Origin of the sequence: Paraburkholderia sediminicola (assembly GCF_046026855.1) — a bacterium.
In the GTDB taxonomy this organism is placed as follows: Bacteria; Pseudomonadota; Gammaproteobacteria; order Burkholderiales; family Burkholderiaceae; genus Paraburkholderia; species Paraburkholderia sediminicola_A.
Genome location: NZ_JAQQET010000001.1, coordinates 16,911 through 33,988, shown reverse-complemented (window position 1 = coordinate 33,988; position 17,078 = coordinate 16,911). Strand labels below are relative to the sequence as shown.

17 protein-coding genes are annotated in these 17,078 nt (G+C 61.4%); 9 read left to right on the top strand and 8 right to left on the bottom strand.

Going from position 1 to position 17,078, the window contains the following annotated elements:
- Nucleotides 1-68 precede the first annotated feature (68 nt).
- A complete protein-coding gene (locus tag PQR40_RS00170; protein ID WP_408235585.1) occupies nt 69-2,075 on the bottom strand; it encodes a bifunctional DedA family/phosphatase PAP2 family protein in 2,007 nt (668 codons plus the stop codon).
- 102 nt (nt 2,076-2,177) lie between these two features.
- A complete protein-coding gene (locus tag PQR40_RS00165) occupies nt 2,178-2,873 on the bottom strand; it encodes a hypothetical protein (RefSeq protein WP_408508161.1) in 696 nt (231 codons plus the stop codon).
- 289 nt (nt 2,874-3,162) lie between these two features.
- On the opposite strand from PQR40_RS00165, the gene PQR40_RS00160 reads away from it, so the two are divergent.
- Nucleotides 3,163-3,495, top strand: a complete 333-nt coding sequence (locus PQR40_RS00160; protein ID WP_408235579.1) for a hypothetical protein — start codon at nt 3,163-3,165, stop codon at nt 3,493-3,495.
- On the opposite strand, the gene PQR40_RS00155 is transcribed toward PQR40_RS00160, so the two are convergent.
- A complete protein-coding gene (locus PQR40_RS00155; protein WP_408235576.1) occupies nt 3,496-4,263 on the bottom strand; it encodes a GntR family transcriptional regulator in 768 nt (255 codons plus the stop codon).
- On the opposite strand from PQR40_RS00155, the gene PQR40_RS00150 reads away from it, so the two are divergent.
- Entirely contained in the window at nt 4,246-4,722 is a 477-nt protein-coding gene (locus PQR40_RS00150) for an OsmC family protein (RefSeq protein ID WP_408235573.1), read from the top strand. The two genes, PQR40_RS00155 and PQR40_RS00150, sit on opposite strands and share 18 nt — an antisense overlap.
- A gap of 139 nt (nt 4,723-4,861) precedes the next feature.
- Here the strand turns inward: PQR40_RS00150 and PQR40_RS00145 are convergent, their stop codons facing one another.
- Nucleotides 4,862-6,547 (bottom strand): NRAMP family divalent metal transporter, encoded by a 1,686-nt coding sequence (locus PQR40_RS00145; protein ID WP_408508160.1) that lies wholly within the window; start codon nt 6,545-6,547, stop codon nt 4,862-4,864.
- Between the two features lie 136 nt (nt 6,548-6,683).
- On the bottom strand, nt 6,684-6,824 hold the full coding sequence (locus tag PQR40_RS00140) for a hypothetical protein (RefSeq protein WP_408508159.1): 141 nt from the start codon (nt 6,822-6,824) through the stop codon (nt 6,684-6,686).
- Nucleotides 6,825-8,027: 1,203 nt separating this feature from the next.
- On the opposite strand from PQR40_RS00140, the gene PQR40_RS00135 reads away from it, so the two are divergent.
- Nucleotides 8,028-9,500 carry a carbohydrate porin gene (locus tag PQR40_RS00135; RefSeq protein WP_408508158.1) on the top strand — a complete coding sequence of 491 codons (1,473 nt, stop codon included), beginning with the start codon at nt 8,028-8,030 and terminating at the stop codon, nt 9,498-9,500.
- Nucleotides 9,501-9,743: 243 nt separating this feature from the next.
- Here PQR40_RS00135 and PQR40_RS00130 read toward each other — a convergent pair whose 3' ends face one another.
- Together PQR40_RS00130 and PQR40_RS00125 are read right to left on the bottom strand one after the other, a co-directional pair.
- Nucleotides 9,744-9,977, bottom strand: a complete 234-nt coding sequence (locus PQR40_RS00130) for a hypothetical protein (RefSeq protein WP_097396989.1) — start codon at nt 9,975-9,977, stop codon at nt 9,744-9,746.
- 65 nt (nt 9,978-10,042) lie between these two features.
- Nucleotides 10,043-10,510, bottom strand: coding sequence for an Lrp/AsnC family transcriptional regulator (locus tag PQR40_RS00125; protein ID WP_325043770.1), 468 nt, complete (start codon nt 10,508-10,510; stop codon nt 10,043-10,045).
- Between the two features lie 156 nt (nt 10,511-10,666).
- Here PQR40_RS00125 and PQR40_RS00120 point away from each other — a divergent pair, with 156 nt between their 5' ends.
- Nucleotides 10,667-11,296 carry a LysE family translocator gene (locus PQR40_RS00120; protein ID WP_325043771.1) on the top strand — a complete coding sequence of 210 codons (630 nt, stop codon included), beginning with the start codon at nt 10,667-10,669 and terminating at the stop codon, nt 11,294-11,296.
- Nucleotides 11,297-11,440: 144 nt separating this feature from the next.
- Nucleotides 11,441-11,761 carry a YnfA family protein gene (locus PQR40_RS00115; RefSeq protein WP_408235561.1) on the top strand — a complete coding sequence of 107 codons (321 nt, stop codon included), beginning with the start codon at nt 11,441-11,443 and terminating at the stop codon, nt 11,759-11,761.
- 137 nt (nt 11,762-11,898) lie between these two features.
- Here the strand turns inward: PQR40_RS00115 and PQR40_RS00110 are convergent, their stop codons facing one another.
- Nucleotides 11,899-12,408, bottom strand: a complete 510-nt coding sequence (locus PQR40_RS00110) for a DUF1993 domain-containing protein (protein WP_408235558.1) — start codon at nt 12,406-12,408, stop codon at nt 11,899-11,901.
- Between the two features lie 306 nt (nt 12,409-12,714).
- Between PQR40_RS00110 and PQR40_RS00105 the strand changes: the two genes are divergently transcribed.
- The 4 genes from PQR40_RS00105 (at nt 12,715) to PQR40_RS00090 (ending at nt 17,057) form a co-directional block, all read left to right on the top strand.
- A complete protein-coding gene (locus PQR40_RS00105) occupies nt 12,715-14,271 on the top strand; it encodes a S53 family peptidase (RefSeq protein ID WP_408508157.1) in 1,557 nt (518 codons plus the stop codon).
- A 221-nt stretch (nt 14,272-14,492) separates the two neighbouring features.
- Nucleotides 14,493-16,154: a S10 family peptidase gene (locus tag PQR40_RS00100; protein WP_408235552.1), complete on the top strand. Its 1,662-nt coding sequence runs from the start codon at nt 14,493-14,495 to the stop codon at nt 16,152-16,154.
- 24 nt (nt 16,155-16,178) lie between these two features.
- Nucleotides 16,179-16,355, top strand: a complete 177-nt coding sequence (locus PQR40_RS00095; RefSeq protein WP_408235549.1) for a hypothetical protein — start codon at nt 16,179-16,181, stop codon at nt 16,353-16,355.
- Between the two features lie 48 nt (nt 16,356-16,403).
- Entirely contained in the window at nt 16,404-17,057 is a 654-nt protein-coding gene (locus PQR40_RS00090) for a hypothetical protein (RefSeq protein ID WP_408338432.1), read from the top strand.
- The last annotated feature ends 21 nt before the right edge of the window (nt 17,058-17,078 follow it).

The window sequence follows — 17,078 nt, the reverse complement described above, 5'->3', positions numbered from 1 at the left end:
GCACAGAGCGATTTCCTGATTGATGCGGCGAACGCGCGCATCCAGGCAGACCGCTTTCAACGCGCCGCTCATTCCACTGGAGCGGCCAGTAGCGACACCGGCACGCCATGGCAACTCACTTTGGCCACGAGCGCAGCGCCGAGGCCGGCGCTCATTCTGGTGTGAGCATCGAACGTCGACACTTCCTTGTCGACGCGCAGAATGTTGATCGGCCAGGACGCTCGGGCGAGCCGTTCGTGCGCGAAGGCGCCGACCCACAGCGGCGTGGCTGACACGCCGTTCTCCACGGCATAGCCGCTCGGCCAGAAGCGCAGGACATCGCGTTCGTCGCGGGTGTCGCCAGGACGCATGAAGACCAGCGACGAAGGCACGCCATTGTTCAGCTTCGGCAACACCGGCAGCGCCACTGCCGCGACGTTCGGCGAGGCAAGCGAGAGCAGGCTGTGCGCAGACAGGTCCGTGCCCTCGATCCATCCCTGGGCGCGCAGTTGCCCGCGGATCGAATCGAGGTTCGACACCCATTGCAGCGTAAGCGGTTCCTTGTGGTCGCCGCCCATATCCGAGCGATAGCATGGCAGTCGCTTCGACAGCGACGCCGTCCACTCTGCCTGCGTGACCAGCACGGGCGGCGGGCGCAGCGTGCTGTCCGAGGGCGGTGCGGGTGGATTGACGCCCAGTTGGACTCCCACGCTCCCGAGCATCACCACCAGAACCACGACCGGCATGAGGCGGCGCACAGGCGGCACTTCTGGATGCCGCAACATCGCCGTCAGCGCGACGATCGCCACCCAGATGTACGCGAGCGCGGCGCCGCCGATCGCGTCGGAGACCGAGTACCGGCCGAAATAGAGTCCCGCCAGCGCGACCACGATCACGACGACCGTACTTGCGGTCGCCACCAGCAAACCTTCCAGCATGCCGACCCGGCGCGCGAGCAGGAACGCCAGGAAGCCGTAGACGATCACCGTCGCGGCGACGTGATTGCTCGGAAACACGTAGGCACCGGACATGAGCTCATTGGGCGGCGCGCGCTGCATGGCGAACTGCAGGGCGAAGATCAGCAATTGCGAAAACACGACAGCGGCGAGCCAGTAGCCGATGGTGCGCCAACGTCGCTCCAGCAGCATCCACACCACCACCGTCACGATCAGCGCCGTCAGCGTGGCGACGCTGCCGAGGGTCGCCAGTCCTGCCAGGACGGTGTCGCTCCAGGGCGTGCGGACCGATTGCAGGAAGTGATAGACGGATAGATCGACGGTGACTAGCGGATCGCCGCTGATGACGTCTTCGAGGACCCCGAAGAAGAGCGCGCCCGACACCAGCACGATCAGCGACGTCACTACGATGCTGCTGGCATCCGGCTGTTCGGGGTCCAGCAGCCGCCGCGCGAGACGGCCGAACGGCCCCGGGTGGCGGCAAGCCCAGCTTCCCAGATAGCGGCCCGCCGCGCTCGACCACGCACTGGCATGCGAGAGCAGGAAACGCATCGCGCGAAAGCTTAGCCAGACGATCGCCACCAGCAGCGCGATGATGACAACGAGGCGGAACGACACTGCACCGGCCAGCAGCACCGAGGCGCCGAATACCACGCCCGGCAGGATATGCGCGGGTGCCCATAGCAGCGCCGACAGTACGTTCATTGCGTAAAAGCGCAGCGGCGTCATACCCAGCATGCCCGCTACCACCGGCACGATCGCCCGCAATGGTCCGATGAAGCGGGCGAACACGACGCTCTTGGCACCGTGTTTCTGAAAGAAGCGCTGGCCGGCGTCGAGTATCTGCGGGTGTGTGCGGAACGGCCAGAGCTGAACGATCCTGGCCTTGTAGCGACGGCCGATCCAGAAGCTCATGCCGTCGCCGGCGATGGCGCCCGCGATCGCCCACAGGAACACCCAGCCGAGGCTCAGTGAGCCGGTGCCGGCCAGCGCGCCGGCGAGGAACATCGCAGTGCTGCCTGGGATGAAGGTGCCGACGACGGCGATGGCCTCCAGGAAGGCCGCAAGAAAGATGACCGTGAGCGTCCACGCCGAATGGCCGGCAAGCAGATGCAAAAGGTGGATGTAGGCGTGCTCCATCGTGCTCGATCAGCCGTTCTGGCGTAACGGTTGATCATAACGCGCACGGCGTTGCGCGACATTTTTGCAAACCGGCATCGGGTGAGATGCCGGCGTTGACTATCACGAAGCCGTCAGCGAATCGCCGGATACGTGAACCCGCTCGCCGATCTGGACATCCGGCTGCGTCGGATAGCTGAAGTTGCGGTAGCTGCCGTCCTGCATGCGCACCTGGACCTGATAGGTGGTCTGTTTGCGCACCGCGTGCTCGATGCCGTTACCGGCAAGCCCCCCGCCGACAACGCCCGCAATGGTGGTGAAAATCTTGCCACGTCCACCGCCGATCTGATTGCCGACCAGACCGCCCGCGACCGCTCCGCCGAGCGCGCCGAGTCCGGTGGTTTGCTCAGGCGCCTGGACCGTGTTGATGGCGACGACTTCACCCGCATAAGGATCGGCGACCGGCCTTGCCGGCGCGGAATCATACGGTGCCTGGTATCCCTGATTGTTTGCGTACCTCGGCGACTGCGCTGCGGGCGTGCTGTGCGTGTGATGTACGCGCGGCTGTGCCGGGGCTGCCTGTTGAACGGTTTGCTGAACCGGGTTCGGTTGGGGTACGGCGACCGGTGTGCTCGCAATCTGCGCCGCGACCGCCGTGGCAGGGAGTGCGGGCTCCGTAATGGCGTGCGAGGTCGGCAGAAGGCCTGTCATTGCCGCGATGCCGGTGGCGCTCGCAAGAATGACGGCCACTGCCGCGCCGGCGACCAAGGGGTGGATGCGGTTGCGCTGCGGATTGCTGGAAGTGATGTTCGTGTTCATCGCGGACTCCGCTGGTAGGTGCCTGCAATAACGCCGCAGCAGCGCGGGCGGTGTACGTGGGAAGCGCGCTGCTTTGTAAGCATTTGTACAACTTGCCGATCGGGATTGGTCCGCTCGGATTCCGTCGGTAAATTCGTAGATCAATCCCTGATTGTCTTTGATGAACAAACGCGGCTGGCAACCAGTCTTACTGTTTGACCGGGTTCCTTTATGAGCGTCGTTCGCTCGACATCGTTACGATGGTGTGAGTGCTTCGCTCGGGCAATTCGACGGCATGACGGAGTGGGCTATGAAAATCGTGACTAAAGTGATTTTTACTTCGGCGCTGATGATGGGTCTGACGGGTATGGCTTATGCCCAGTCGGCAAACCTTGGCGCCAACGGTACGAACGGCTTGCAGGCAGGCGGGGCCAATGGTGCGGGAGCAGGGCTGGGCACGGGGGCGGCAAGCCCGAGCCCAATGCCGGGCGCGGGCACGGTGGGCGGCTCACCCACAGTCGGCGGAGGAGGCATTGGATCGGGACCCGTGCTTAACAACATGCGAGCAAATGGCACCAGCCTGAATATGAATCCGAATCCGCGAGCGCCGAACCTGACGGGAAAAGCGCCCGGGCAGCAGTAGTCACTCAGCCCGGACCCGTTGCAGAACGATGCGCTTCGCGGACGCGAGATGTTCCACCGTCATCGATCGCGCGAGGCGGGCATTGCCCGTCTCGCATGCTTCGAGAATCTTGAGATGCTCGTCCTGGAAGGCTGGTGTGTCGGCGAGCAATGTGCTTTGCAGACGTTCGTAGCGCTCGACCTGGGCGCGCAGCTCGCGGATCGTTTTCAGTTGCCGGCCATTCGCGCAGGGGCGGTATAGCAGCTCATGAAACTCGCGATTCAGTTCGCCCTGTCTTTGCGCTGTATCGGCGTCTCCCAGCAACCGGTGAACCAGTTCGGCGCGCGATAACGTTTCACTGTCCATGCGTTTGACCGCGTGGAAGATGGCGTCACCTTCGAGCAACATACGCAGGGCGTAAATTTCATCCAGGTCGGACTCCGTGAGCGTTCGCACGACGGCGCCGCGATTGCGCATGAGTTCGATCAGTCCTTCGCCTTCGAGCTTCTGTATGGCCTCTCTCATCGGCACCCGGCTCACCCCGAATCGATCGGCGAGTTCGCGCTCGACCAGCCGTGCGCCGTCTTCCAGTTCGCCGGCCGCGATCAGTTCGCGTAGTGAGACGGCGATGGCGTCGGCCGTCGAATCCAGTTTATGGTCCATATGCGTTGAGCCCTTGTCATTTGGAATAATGGTATACCAAAACCAGCGTGCGGATATAGAATCCATGTGTTGCGAATTCAATTCCGGGCAATAGCAAAGGAGATGGGCATGGCGCACGGCGAGCACAAATACGCGGTATCGGTGCAGTGGACAGGAAACCGTGGCAGCGGCACTTCGGGATACCGTGAATACGGTCGGGACCACGTCATCGCTGCGGGAAGCAAGCCCGACATTCCCGGATCATCGGACGCGGCGTTTCTCGGCGACGCAAGCCGGTGGAATCCGGAAGATCTGCTGGTCGCCTCGGCCTCCGCCTGCCACAAGCTCTGGTATCTGCATCTTTGCTCGGACGTGGGCATCGTTGTTCTAAGCTATCGCGACAACGCCGAAGGCACGATGCTCGATAGTCCGGAGCAGGGGCGTTTTTCGCAGATCGTTCTACGCCCGCACGTCGTCATTCGGGCAGGCGGCGACCTCGAACTGGCCGGGCGTTTGCATCACGTGGCGCATGAGAAGTGCTATATCGCGAACTCGGTCAACTTTCCGATTCTGTGCAAGCCTGTTATCGCGGCGGATGGGGCGTGACGGATGCGTGGCCGTGACCAGCACCTGCATCCCGTAAAAAGATCGCAACGCAACTGATAAAGCAGTGTGGGGTGTAGTACGGAACTGCCGTTTGCCCGCCGCTCACCGAAACGACCGGGAGCGGGCGGGCCGCATCGATTTAATGCAGCAAAGTCATCTGCACGACCTTTACGATAACCAGGGCGACAGCCACGATCAGATAACCGCGCAGCACACCCATCCAGACGCGTTTGGACATGGTGAGTTGCGGCGCCGGCAGTTCTTCCAGCGGCGGCATGCGCCACGTATTGCGTGCTTCTTTCGAAAACGGTTGCTCGTTATCGGAGACCCCGGAAACCCCGGAAACCGCGGAACTCTCGGCATCCGCCGGTACGGGCCGCAGCCTGCGGACCGTTACGGTTGCAGCGTAACCGACTACAGCGAGTAACGTGCCGCCGGCCAGTACTTCAATGATGGCTTCGCCGGTAATGTCCGGATACATCACCGATGCAGTCAGGACGATGGATAGCATGACGAGCACCCAGACAACTGCGCCTGTAAAGAAGTTGAGTTTCTTTGAGTTCACCCACGGACCGAGAACCGCCCGGTCGTTGCACAACAGCAGCAGAAACACCGTAGCGCTCGGAAGCAGCACGCCTGCGAGCGTCTGCACGGCTTCAGTCAGTAGTCCGAGCGGGCTGCCGGGAATCAGCACCAGCGCCGCTGCGGCCGCGATAATACCGAAGTAGACGAGGTAAAAGCCCTTCGCGTCCGTCACGCCGCGATGCAGCGAGTGGCGAATCTTGAATACGTCGCCAATAGCATATGCGGTGGACAACGAGACGGCGGCCGCGCCGATGATGCAGGCGTCGAGCAGCGCGACGGCGAAGAGAACCGCGGGTGTGCGTCCGGCATACTTTTCGAGGCCGGCGATCACGCCGCCCGCATCCGTGAAATTGCCGAACTCGGGCTTGCCTGAGTACAGTGCGGCGCAGAACGAGATCATGGCCACCGCACCGATCATCACGAAGACGATGCCGATCCACAAGTCGGCTTTCTCATACTTCATGAAGCGCGGCGTGATGCGTTTATCCACGATATAGCTTTGCTGGAAAAACAGCTGCCACGGCGCCACCGTGGTGCCGACAATGCCGATCACGAGCAGCATCACGTCGCTCAGTTTCGAGTTGGCAGGCCAGTTCGGAATGAAGAAATCGTGCGTCATCTGGGCAACCGGCGGATGAATCGACACCAGTACGGGCACCAGCAACAGGCTCAACAGACAGAGCACAACCGCGAAGCGCTCGAAACGCCGGAAGTTGCCTGTACTGACCGCGGCCATCGTCACTGCCGCGGCAATGCAAACGCCGGTCACCTTCGAAATGCCAAAGAAATCCAGCACGAACGTGATGCCGATGAATTCGGTCACGATAGTGAGCGCGTTCAATATGAACAGGTCGACGACGCTGAATGCCCCCCAGAACTTGCCGAAGCGCTCGAAGATCAGCCGTGCATGACCGACGCCGGTGACGGCGCCGAGGCGCAACACCATTTCCTGATTGACGAAGAGAACGGGCACGAGCAGCAGCATGGTCCACAGCAGGGTGGTTCCGTAATTCTGTCCCGCCTGGGTGTAGGTGCCGAAAGCGCCGGCATCGTTATCGCCGACCATCACGATGAGGCCAGGCCCGCGGATCGCGAGCAGTGTGCGGATACGGGCCCACCAGTTATTGCGAGGTGCGGTGTCGTGATGCGCGATAGTGCCGAGTGCGCCTTTGATGTCGCCGAGATGGGCTTCGTCGAGAACGGCGCTGCGTGGTGGTGAGACGTTAATTGGAGTGGACATTTCTAATCGCCTGAGTGGGTGTGATCTGTTTGCAGTGGCGCGCTTTCGGGATCTGCAGCGCGAGTGTCGTCGAACGAGATCGAGCGACAGCGGCGCATGCGGATCGCGAAGGCGTGCGGGTACTGACTGTGGGTCGTTAAGCCGAGTGCGAGAGGAGCGCTTTGACGCGATGCCAGGACGCGGCGAACCAGTGCGGCTTGATGCTGTGAAGCGCGAGTGCAGCGTCGCTGTGGATATGCGTTTGCTGCAGGGTCGGTACGAGGATGGCGATGTACATGGTATTTCTCCGGGCGTATGGCTTTACGCGGGTTGCGGAAAGCCAGCAGACACGGAGCGCGGCCGGCACTAAGCGCGCGGCGGCGAACGTCTACTCGCTTTCCTCAGGCAAAACAAAGATTGCGTGGCAATTGAGCGGCATAAGGGATAACTGTCACTGTCTGGCATGGCGGCTCCTTATCGGTGTTGTTTATCGGCGTTGCTTGTCGGCATTACTTTTTGGCGTTAAGCACGCACGTGTTGATCCACGCGCCCGGCCATGCCGACGTTCGAACGGATCGAACCGGCGTGAGTGAGCGCTGACTCGAGCGGATGCTCGCGACGCGATGCCATACGGACGTGTGGACGCGCAGACGCAGGACGTGCGTAAGCGCGGCGCGGCCGAATGGCGCTAGTTAGGGTGCACGGAGAGAGTTACTACGGCGCGCACCGTCTGCCTGCTGGCAAGACGGCGGCTGAGAAAAGAGAGCGCGGGCGTCGGGCCGGTCAGGCAGCGAAACTGTTCGAAGATCGACTACTGCTGGTGTCCAAGGCAATGGCCCCGTTTGTGATGACGGGCGAATTTTAGGCACTCCCACAAGCAGAAGTCAACATGCTTCGTTAAGCGAAGCAAATATTCTTTTTTTACGCGTGGGGGAGCGCGCTTTGCCATCGCCAGACGAGGCTGAGTCTTTCAGAAATGACAGGAAGGACAGGTGGATGAAGGGCGCAGATGCAGCGATGAATATGGCAACCGGGTATCTGTCGAAGGGCCCGCCGACAAATTCGGAGTGCGATCTCTTTTGTGTGTTTTTTACTTGCGATTTTATAAGCGTGCCGAATACAATCCGCCCGTCTCAGCAAAAAGGAGTCCCTCGTGGACACATGCTCCAGTAGTGGAAGTCCGATGCCGGTCTACGCCGGCGCAGTATCCGCGAGTTAGCAACAGGATCGCTCCTTAGCCGCTAACTCGCTCCGTTCGAGTTAGCGCGCCTCTTCAGTGACCGGTTCCTGCCGGTCATCCAGTCGCACGCTCCCTCTGTTTGATCGTTATCGCGTTGTTTGCGAGACCCGGTCACGTCTTCGTACATCGCCCGGCCTGGCCGGGCTCGATGGGAGTGAGCTTATGTTCGTCAAATCGCTGTCGTATCGTTCCCTGCCGCGCCGCATGCGCAGCGCTCAACCTTGTCTCGTGGAGAAAAACCCTGCGAAAACCGGATGGTGGATGTCACGCGGTCCCCTCGGTCTTACGTTCCTGCTGTCGTTTGGCGTGGCGCCTTCTGTGCTGGCACAGGCGCCGGCAGTGGGTCAGGCACCTGTCTTGGATCAGACACCTGCTGCAGTTCAGGCTCCAATTGCAGGGCAGACGCCTGCTGCTGAGCAGACCCCCGCCGCGCCCACCGGCCTCTGGGATCGCTCGAATCTGTTCGGCGAAATGGGCGGTCTGCGTCCATGGCTCGGTAACTACGGGGTGAGCTTCAACCTGCAGGAAACCAGCGAGTATCTGAACAATCTGTCGGGCGGTACTAAACGGGGCGGTGCTTACGATGGACTGACCCAGTTCGGTATCGTCGTCGATACGGAAAAAGCGCTGGGATTGCCAGGCGGCACGTTCAATGTGTCGGCGTTGCAGATCCACGGCAGCAATCTGAGTCAACGGAATCTGCTGACCCTGCAAAGTGCGAGCGGCATCGAGGCCGACGACACGACTCGGCTGTGGGAGCTCTGGTATCAGCAATCCCTGATTGGCGGAAAAGTGGACGTGAAGGTCGGGCAACAGAGTCTCGACCAGGAATTCATGGTGAGCCAGTTCGCGACACCATTCGTCAACGCGACCTTTGGCTGGCCCGTGTTGCCGTCGGTCGATATGCCCGCGGGTGGTCCAGCTTATCCACTGTCGTCACTGGGCGTGCGATTGCGTGCCAAGCCTTCGGATGCCTGGACCGTGATGGCCGGTGTCTTCAACAGCAATCCGGCGGGCAGCGATACGGGCGACCCACAACAACAGAACCGCCACGGCACGAATTTCAATCTGCGCGGCGGCGCATTGTTCATCGGCGAAGTGCAGTACGCAATCAACCAGCCTGCGGCGAATCCTTCGGGTACGCAGGCAACCGGACTGCCTGGCACCTACAAACTGGGCTTCTGGTACAACACGCAAAAATTTGCGGACCCGCGTTTCGACAGTGCCGGTTTATCGCTGGCGAACCCGGCGAGTAGCGGCTTGCCGGCGAATCACCGGGGCGACTATAGCTTCTACGCGATTGCTGACCAGACGGTTTGGCAACGCGGCGGGGACAGCCCGCAGTCGGTGGGCGTTTTCGCGAGAGTCATGGGCGCGCCGGGCGATCGCAATCTGGTGGACCTGGGCGTGAACGCTGGCGTGACGCTCAAAGCGCCGTTCAAAGGACGCGACAATGACGTTGCCGGATTGGCGATCGGCTACGCGAAGATCGGCTCGCATGCCCAAGGGCTCGCGAGCGATACCGCCTCGCTGACGACGCCGGGCTATCCGTCGCGCAGCGCCGAGACCGTCGTCGAAGCGACCTACCAGTATCAGGTCGCATCGTGGTGGCAACTGCAGGCGGACTTCCAATATGTGTTCCGTCCGGCAGGTGGTATTCCTGATCCGAACAATCCGTTACTGCGAGTCGGAAATGAAGCGATCGTCGGGTTGCGGACCAGCATCATTTTTTGAGCGGATGGGATGGGTGTTTCGACGCGCTTCTGGACGCAGTAGCGCGTCGAGGCATTCAGGATCGGGCAGGGGATGGGCGATCCGGCGTCGTGGAAATTTCAGTTCCAGGACGTTAATACGCAACTAACGGTCAAGTCCCGCTAGCGCCTCCAAATAACGCGACGACCGTTTCGATGGAAACTAAAACGATCGCCGCTCGCGTGCTGCGCAGCAGCTATCCAGGGAAGAGCCCGGCTATGCCACTCAACGATTGCCGTCAAGCAGATCACCGAGTAATTCGTCGAATGCGGCTTGCGCGTCTTCGAGTTCCTGCAACGCAGCGTCGAAGGTTTGCAGCGCGAACTGCGAAGGCTGGCCGCTGCCGGCCGGCGGGAATTGCGATTGCAGCGACGCAAAGGCCGCCTTTACCCGCGTGGTTGCGGTCAATACGCGCTCCATCGCGGCTGTCTCTTCGGCTCGCGCCTTTTCGTGATCCATGAAAACTCCGTGCTGGTCTGGTCGGCTCGCACCGTATCAAATGGGTGACTATGCCACGTCCGCATTCAGGACAGCGGCAGCCCGCCGTTAGCCTTGACTTCCCGCAGCGACAACGCCGACTCCACCGATGTCACGCCCGGCAGGCTGCGCATCTCGTCGCGCATAAAAGTGCCGTAGTCGTCGAGATCGCGCGCGACCACTTGCAGGATGTAGTCGGCGCTGCCCGAGACGTTGTGGCACGCCAGAATTCGCGGGATTGCCTGCACCTCGCGCTCGAAACGGGTGGCCATCGCGCGGTCGTGCACGGCAAAACGCACGTAGACGAATGCGACAACCCCGAGGCCGAGGGCGGAGCGCGAAAGCATCGCGCGATACCGGTCGATATAGCCGTCGTTCTCAAGGCGCTTGAGGCGGCGTGCGCAAGGCGTCTCGCTCAAACCGACCATTTCGGCCAGCCGTGCATTCGACATACGGCCGTCGTTCTGCAGTGCGGCGAGGATGGCGCGGTCTGTTTTATCGAGGTCGGTTGTCATGGTTTTGGGGCGCTTACTGTGTGCTAGCGGAAAACATGGCTTGAGAGCGGAATTTTAGCGTATTCCTTCAAAGGCAACGCGCCTGCTCCTGTATTTCGCCAGCAAACGCTCCGCTGACGATAGCAAGATAGAGCCTCTTAAAAACAAGAGGCTTCTATGATTTCCGCACACCTTCTGGTCGTTTATATCGCTGCGTTGTTTGTGGTTTATGCCGTGCCCGGGCCCGACATGGCGCTGGTTCTGCAGACCAGTATCGGACGCGGCGTGCGCAGTGGCTTTGCGGCGGCCGGCGGTTTGGGGATGGCGCGTGCAACGCACGTCACGCTGTCGGCATGCGGGGTGGCGGCGCTGTTGCGCAGTGCGCCCTGGCTATACGACGTGGTGCGTTACGGCGGCGCGGTGTATCTCGCGTGGGTCGGTATCCAGATATTCCGCTCACCCGTGTTCGCGTTGCCTGAAGGCGGCACGGTAAGCGCCGAGTCACGGCCGTTGCATGCCGCTTTCGTCAAAGGCTTGCTGACCAATCTGTTGAACCCGAAAGCGCTGCTGTTCTGCTCGGTGCTATTGCCGCAGTTCGTGCGTCCGGAGGCCGGACCGGTTGCGTTGCAGATGATCGAGTTGGGTCTGGTGCTGCTCGCTATCGGCGCGTGTTTCGACGCAATGTACGCGATCGGCGCGGCGCGCATCGCCGGCTGGATGCGGGCTCATCCGCTCGCGCAGACGCTGCAGCGTTGGACTTTCTCAGCGGCGCTGATCGGCTTTGCGCTGCGGCTTTCGCTGGATTGATTGCTCATGACAGATAGCGAATAGGGATCGGGCGCAACGACTGTTGCATGTGCCGTGCCCGCATGCAAAGTGATTGTGTTAATAAAGCCGATAGACAGTCGCGCGCGGTGCCGCGACAACACAATCATTCGCTTCTATCTGTCGATGAAAACTTTTCTGCTTTATGCCGTGACTGCCATTGCCGAAATTGTCGGGTGCTATTTGCCATGGCGCTGGCTGAAGGAGGGCGGCTCCATCTGGCTGCTGGTGCCCGGCGCGCTCAGTCTCGCGTTGTTTGCCTGGCTGTTGACGCTGCACGGCGCCGCCGCAGGCCGCGTGTATGCGGCTTACGGCGGTGTCTACGTGGCGGTGGCGATTGCGTGGCTATGGTGCGTCGACAAAGTGCGGCCCACGCTGTGGGATGCGGCCGGCGTGGCATTCACACTGGCCGGCATGGCGATCATCGCGTTCCAGCCACGCGTTTGATGCCGTTGGACCGCTCACACACTGCTCACGGACCGTTCATGCACGTACGGTCCTTGCATGGTTCACAGCCGATGTGCGACCCACGTGCTGCTTATACCTTGCTGCAACCGCGTTCACGCATTAGCATGCGCGCCTTCTTATTTGATGCCGCCCAGATAGTCGAGCTTGCCAAGTTCGACGCCGTTGTGACGCAGAATGTCGTACGCCGTCGTAACGTGAAAATAGAAGTTGGGCAGCACGAATCCGAGCAGATATGACAGCCCCGTGAACTCGATCGGGCCGCTGCGCATTTTCAGCGTGATTGGACGCTCTTCCGATCCGTCGATCTGCTGCGCGTTGAATTCCTTCAAATAATCAATCGTCTTTTGAAGGCGGGCGTCGAGTTCTTCGAAGGTCTGTTCGACGTCCTCGAACTTCGGCGCTTCGACACCAGCGAGGCGCGCGGCGCAGCCCTTGGCCGTGTCGCTCACGATATAAACCTGGCGTATCAAAGGCAGCATGTCCGGCGCGAGCCGGGCGTTCGTGAACACGGTCGGGTCGATCTGTTTCTCGGCAGCGTGCGCTTCTGCTTTGCCGAGGATGACTTGCAGATTGGTCATGCCGCGCACCAGCACGGGCAATGATGCTTGATACATCGAAATTGACATGGGGTTCCTCTGATTCTTTGATCGTGCGCGCGGGCGGCGCGCGAGGCGCTGCAACGGCTGGATTGCCGCTTCAGCATCATAGCGCGGGTGCTGCACGATGCGCATTGATCCAACCCGGCGTTAGCCATTCGGACAACTGCCGCGCACACCGGAACTGTGTTCGAATGCATAGGTCGGATGGTTTGGCGAAGTCCTTGAAACAGCAATTCGCCGCCGGTGCCGAGGCGGTGAGTTCGTGCAGGCGCGTGCCGTGCTTGGGGTGTACCTTGCGCTCCGCGCCGTCACGCTAACAGGAGAATCGACACCATGGTCAATAGACAACCGCTGCCGGGAAGCGAGCGAACGGTAGAGCAAGGTTCGAAAGTTGTTGGGCAATGCGATCCGTCGGAACGGATCGAGGTTTTCGTGATAGTGCGCCGTCAGCGGCAGGCGCAGTTCGACGCACTGATGAGCAAGATCGAAGCCGGCGACCCGAGTGTCAAACCACTTTCGCGCGAGACATTTGCAAAAGATTATGGGGCCGCGCCGGACGACATCGCCAAGGTCAAAGCCTTTGCCAGCGCACACGGCTTGACGGTGGTGCAGGAGGATCCGGCGGCGCGCTCGGTGTCGCTGAGCGGCACGATCGCGCAGTTCCAGACCGCGTTCGGTGTCAAGCTGGAGCATTATCAACATCACACGGCGGGCCAGTTCCGCGGCCGCACTGGCACGATCAGCGTACCGGACGATCTGCACGGCATCGTGGAGGCCGTGCTCGGGCTGGATAACCGGCCACAGGCGCGACCGCACTTTCGCATCCGGCCGCCGTTCCAGGCGGCTAAAGGACACCAGGTTTCGTTTACGCCGCCGCAACTCGCGTCGCTGTATCAGTTTCCGCAAGGCGACGGTAGCGGCGAGTGCGTCGGCATCATTGAACTCGGCGGCGGGTACAACGCCTCCGACCTGAAGAGTTACTTTGCGAGCCTCGGCGTTGCTTCGCCGAAGGTGAAAGCAGTGGGCGTCGATCAGGGCAGCAATCAGCCGAGCGGCGACCCGAATGGGCCCGATGGGGAAGTCACGCTCGACATCGAAATCGTCGGTGCGATTGCGCCTGGCGCGACCATCGCGGTCTATTTCACTCAGAACAGCGATGCCGGTTTCATCGACGCGGTGAGCCGCGCGGTGCACGACACAACCAATAAACCCTCGGTGATCTCGATCAGTTGGGGCGGACCGGAGTCGAACTGGACCAGCCAGTCGCTGCAAGCTTTCAACAGCGTGCTGCAAACGGCGGCGGCTTTGGGTGTGACTGTCTGCGCGGCGTCGGGCGATAGCGGCTCGAGCGACGGTTCCGGTGGCGATCAGGTCGACTTTCCGGCGTCGAGCCCTTATGTGCTCGCATGCGGCGGCACGAACCTGACCGCGTCGGGCACAGCGATCTCGCATGAGGTGGTGTGGAACGACGGCGCGCAGGGCGGCGCGAGCGGCGGTGGCGTGAGCCGGACCTTTCCAGTGCCGGTTTGGCAGCAAGGCCTGTCCGCCACTTCGTCGAGCGGCGCCAGGACGGCGCTCAGCGGGCGCGGTGTGCCGGACGTAGCCGGCGACGCGTCGCCTGTCACAGGCTATAGCGTCTTGATCGACGGCACGCAGACGGTGGTCGGCGGCACCAGCGCGGTCGCACCGCTGTGGGCGGCGCTGATTGCGCGGATCAACGCCGCGAAAGGGCAGCCGGCCGGTTTCATCAACCCGAAGTTGTACAAGACGCCGGGCGCGTTTAACGACATCACCCAAGGCAACAACGGCAGCTTCGCCTCGTCGCCGGGCTGGGATGCGTGCACGGGACTCGGCAGCCCCAATGGTCAGAAGGTGGCGGCGGCACTATAGTCTGATGAGTTGCGGATCGGTTCGGATGGGCGCCTGGCTGAGTGTCAGATCAGGCGATCGCCAGCCGTCCGCGCTTGTCCCAAGGTGCGCTGCTTTCAGGCCGCAGGCGGTACGGTGCATGGCTTCAAGAGACGCAGGCAATGCAGGACATACAAGAGACGGCTAGACACAGAAAGACAGATCAAGACATATCAAGACGTTAACGAACCCATGGAGCGATCATGACGAACCCCGAGTCAGCTTCCGTTAGTCCGCAGTCGTCACACAACACCCATGCTTCGCCCGCAACGGCTGCCAGCAGCGTGTCGCACAAAGCAGGAGATCAACCGTTCTTCGATCCAGTTGCTTATGGCAACGGGCCGGACGATTCCGTCACCGATACTACTGAAACCGCCGCGGTGACGCACCATTCGACTACGATCGGCGGGCAGAAGATCAACTACACGGCGACGGTGGGTCATCTCGTGATCGTCGACCCGAGCAGTTCGCAGCCTGAAGCCAAGATGTTCTACGTCGCGTTTACGCAGGACAGCCAGAAGGAAGAAACCCGCCCGGTGACGTTCTTCTACAACGGCGGCCCGGGGTCGTCTTCGGTGTTCGTGCTGCTGGGCTCGTTCGCGCCGCGCCGCATCAAGACGTCGATGCCGGGCTTTACGCCGCCCGCGCCATACTCGATGGAAGACAACCCGGACAGTCTGCTCGACAAGAGCGACCTCGTCTTCATCAATCCGGTCGGCACGGGCTACTCGGCGGCCATTGCGCCAAAGACGAACCGCGCCTTCTGGGGTGTCGACCAGGACGCCGACTCGATCAAGCAGTTCATCAAGCGGTTTTTGACGAAGAACGATCGCTGGAATTCGCCGAAGTACCTGTACGGCGAGTCTTATGGTACGGCGCGCAGTTGCGTGCTGGCGTACCGGCTGCATGAAGACGGCGTCGATCTGAACGGCATCACGCTGCAATCGTCCATTCTCGATTACACGCAATCCGGCAACCCGGTCGGCGCGCTGCCCACAACTGCTGCGGACGCGTGGTATCACAAGAAACTCGGCATTGCGCCGCGGCCAACCGACCTTGGCACGTTTGCCGAAGAAGTGGCGCAATTCGCACGCACCGACTATCTGGCGGCGCTGCGCAAGTTTCCGACTACGGATTCCGCAACGGTCGAAAAGCTGAGCGAGTACACCGGTATCGACAAAACCACCTTGCTCGCCTGGAGCCTCGATATCGCGTCGTACGACAGCCGCGGTAATTCGCTGTTCCTGACCACGTTGCTGAAATCGCAGGGGCTTGCGCTTGGCGAGTACGACGGTCGCGTGACGGCGATCAACACCGGTATCGCCGGCAAGATCGACCCGAATTCCGGCGGCAACGATCCCACCATGACGGCGGTGACCGGCGTCTACACGACGATGTGGAACGTGTACCTGAACGAGCAGTTGAAATACACGTCGAATTCGGCGTTCACGGACCTCAACGATCAGGCATTCCAGTATTGGGACTTTAGCCACATCGACCCGACCGGCGCACAGAAGGGGCTCGATGCCAAAGGCAACGTCATTCTGTATACCGCAGGCGACCTTGCCGCCGTGATGGCACTCAATCCTGACTTGAAGGTGCTGTCGGCGAACGGTTTCTTCGATTACGTCACGCCGTTCTATCAGACCGTGCTCGATCTTCAGCAAATGCCGCTTGTCAGCCAGCAGGTCCGGCAGAATCTGTCGGCGCGTTTTTATCCGTCAGGCCATATGGTCTATCTCGACGGCGGCTCGCGCACCGCGCTCAAGGCGGATCTCGCCAAGATGTATGAGTCGACGGTGTCCAATACTCCGGCGCTCGGCCGTATCCGTGCCTTGCAGGCCCGGATGGCGAAGCCAGGCTGACGTAGCGTGCTGTCGGCGTCGTATGTGGGCGGCGCGCAGGCAGCGGCATTTGCATTTATCTTGTGGTTCGACGCGGTCTTGCAACTTGGCTTCATGCACGGCAAGACCGCGCCGGCATTCACCTGCGAGCGCATCTGGACGCATCTGTACCAGCCTGCGCAAGTGCACCTTTTTCACGCATGCATTTTGAATGTGTTTTAATTAGCCTGCGAATTGAACTATTGCACGCCGCTGCCGGCGCGCCGACGAATGAACGCAGGCATTGCAGACAGGCGTCGCATCATCCATAACAGCGACGCAACCAGCAGTACCTATCAGACGACTCCGCCGACGCTCGTGCGCCGGTGCGGCGGCACGCGTCCGGCCCGCACGATGCGCGTGGTGTTCCTGCTCGGCTTCGCCGCGATACTCGCATTGCGTGTCGGTGAAGCCTGGGCTCAGGATTCCGCGATGCTCGACGGGCGCGTCACGCAAGAGTCGGTCGGCGAAACGATTTGCCGGCCCGGCTATGCGGACACGGTCGCACCGCCGTTCGACGAACTGATGGCCCACAAGGACCGCATGCTTGCCGCGCGCGGCATCGATGCCGGCAACGGTCCCACGTTCGCGCTGGACAGGCGCGTGCCCATTGTGCTCGGCGGCTCGCCGAATGCACCCTCCAATCTCGATCTTCTGCCATGGGCAGGCCAGCAGGGCGAGCGTCGTAAGGCGCGCGCTGCGGTCATGCTCAAACGCTGCGTTTGCGAAGGGAAACTGAGCCTTGCGGAGGCGCAAGCCGCGATTGTCGGCAACTGGTCGGTGGTCTATTCGGGCTTTAGCCAGACGTCTTGCGACGTAAGTCGTCTCGATGTTGCGACCGGCGACAGCAACGGGCGAGGCGACGGTCGCGACAGCGGGCCATGAGGCCGTCTGTTTTCGCCTGTG

Bases quoted from the DNA above. Each gene is read 5' to 3' on its own strand.
- PQR40_RS00170 (WP_408235585.1), bottom strand. From the start codon at position 2,075: ATGGAGCACGCCTACATCCACCTTTTGCATCTGCTTGCCGGCCATTCG.
- PQR40_RS00165 (WP_408508161.1), bottom strand. From the start codon at position 2,873: ATGAACACGAACATCACTTCCAGCAATCCGCAGCGCAACCGCATCCAC.
- PQR40_RS00160 (WP_408235579.1), top strand. From the start codon at position 3,163: ATGAAAATCGTGACTAAAGTGATTTTTACTTCGGCGCTGATGATGGGT.
- PQR40_RS00150 (WP_408235573.1), top strand. From the start codon at position 4,246: ATGGCGCACGGCGAGCACAAATACGCGGTATCGGTGCAGTGGACAGGA.
- PQR40_RS00145 (WP_408508160.1), bottom strand. From the start codon at position 6,547: ATGTCCACTCCAATTAACGTCTCACCACCACGCAGCGCCGTTCTCGAC.
- PQR40_RS00140 (WP_408508159.1), bottom strand. From the start codon at position 6,824: ATGTACATCGCCATCCTCGTACCGACCCTGCAGCAAACGCATATCCAC.
- PQR40_RS00135 (WP_408508158.1), top strand. From the start codon at position 8,028: ATGTCACGCGGTCCCCTCGGTCTTACGTTCCTGCTGTCGTTTGGCGTG.
- PQR40_RS00130 (WP_097396989.1), bottom strand. From the start codon at position 9,977: ATGGATCACGAAAAGGCGCGAGCCGAAGAGACAGCCGCGATGGAGCGC.
- PQR40_RS00125 (WP_325043770.1), bottom strand. From the start codon at position 10,510: ATGACAACCGACCTCGATAAAACAGACCGCGCCATCCTCGCCGCACTG.
- PQR40_RS00120 (WP_325043771.1), top strand. From the start codon at position 10,667: ATGATTTCCGCACACCTTCTGGTCGTTTATATCGCTGCGTTGTTTGTG.
- PQR40_RS00115 (WP_408235561.1), top strand. From the start codon at position 11,441: ATGAAAACTTTTCTGCTTTATGCCGTGACTGCCATTGCCGAAATTGTC.
- PQR40_RS00110 (WP_408235558.1), bottom strand. From the start codon at position 12,408: ATGTCAATTTCGATGTATCAAGCATCATTGCCCGTGCTGGTGCGCGGC.
- PQR40_RS00105 (WP_408508157.1), top strand. From the start codon at position 12,715: ATGGTCAATAGACAACCGCTGCCGGGAAGCGAGCGAACGGTAGAGCAA.
- PQR40_RS00100 (WP_408235552.1), top strand. From the start codon at position 14,493: ATGACGAACCCCGAGTCAGCTTCCGTTAGTCCGCAGTCGTCACACAAC.
- PQR40_RS00090 (WP_408338432.1), top strand. From the start codon at position 16,404: ATGAACGCAGGCATTGCAGACAGGCGTCGCATCATCCATAACAGCGAC.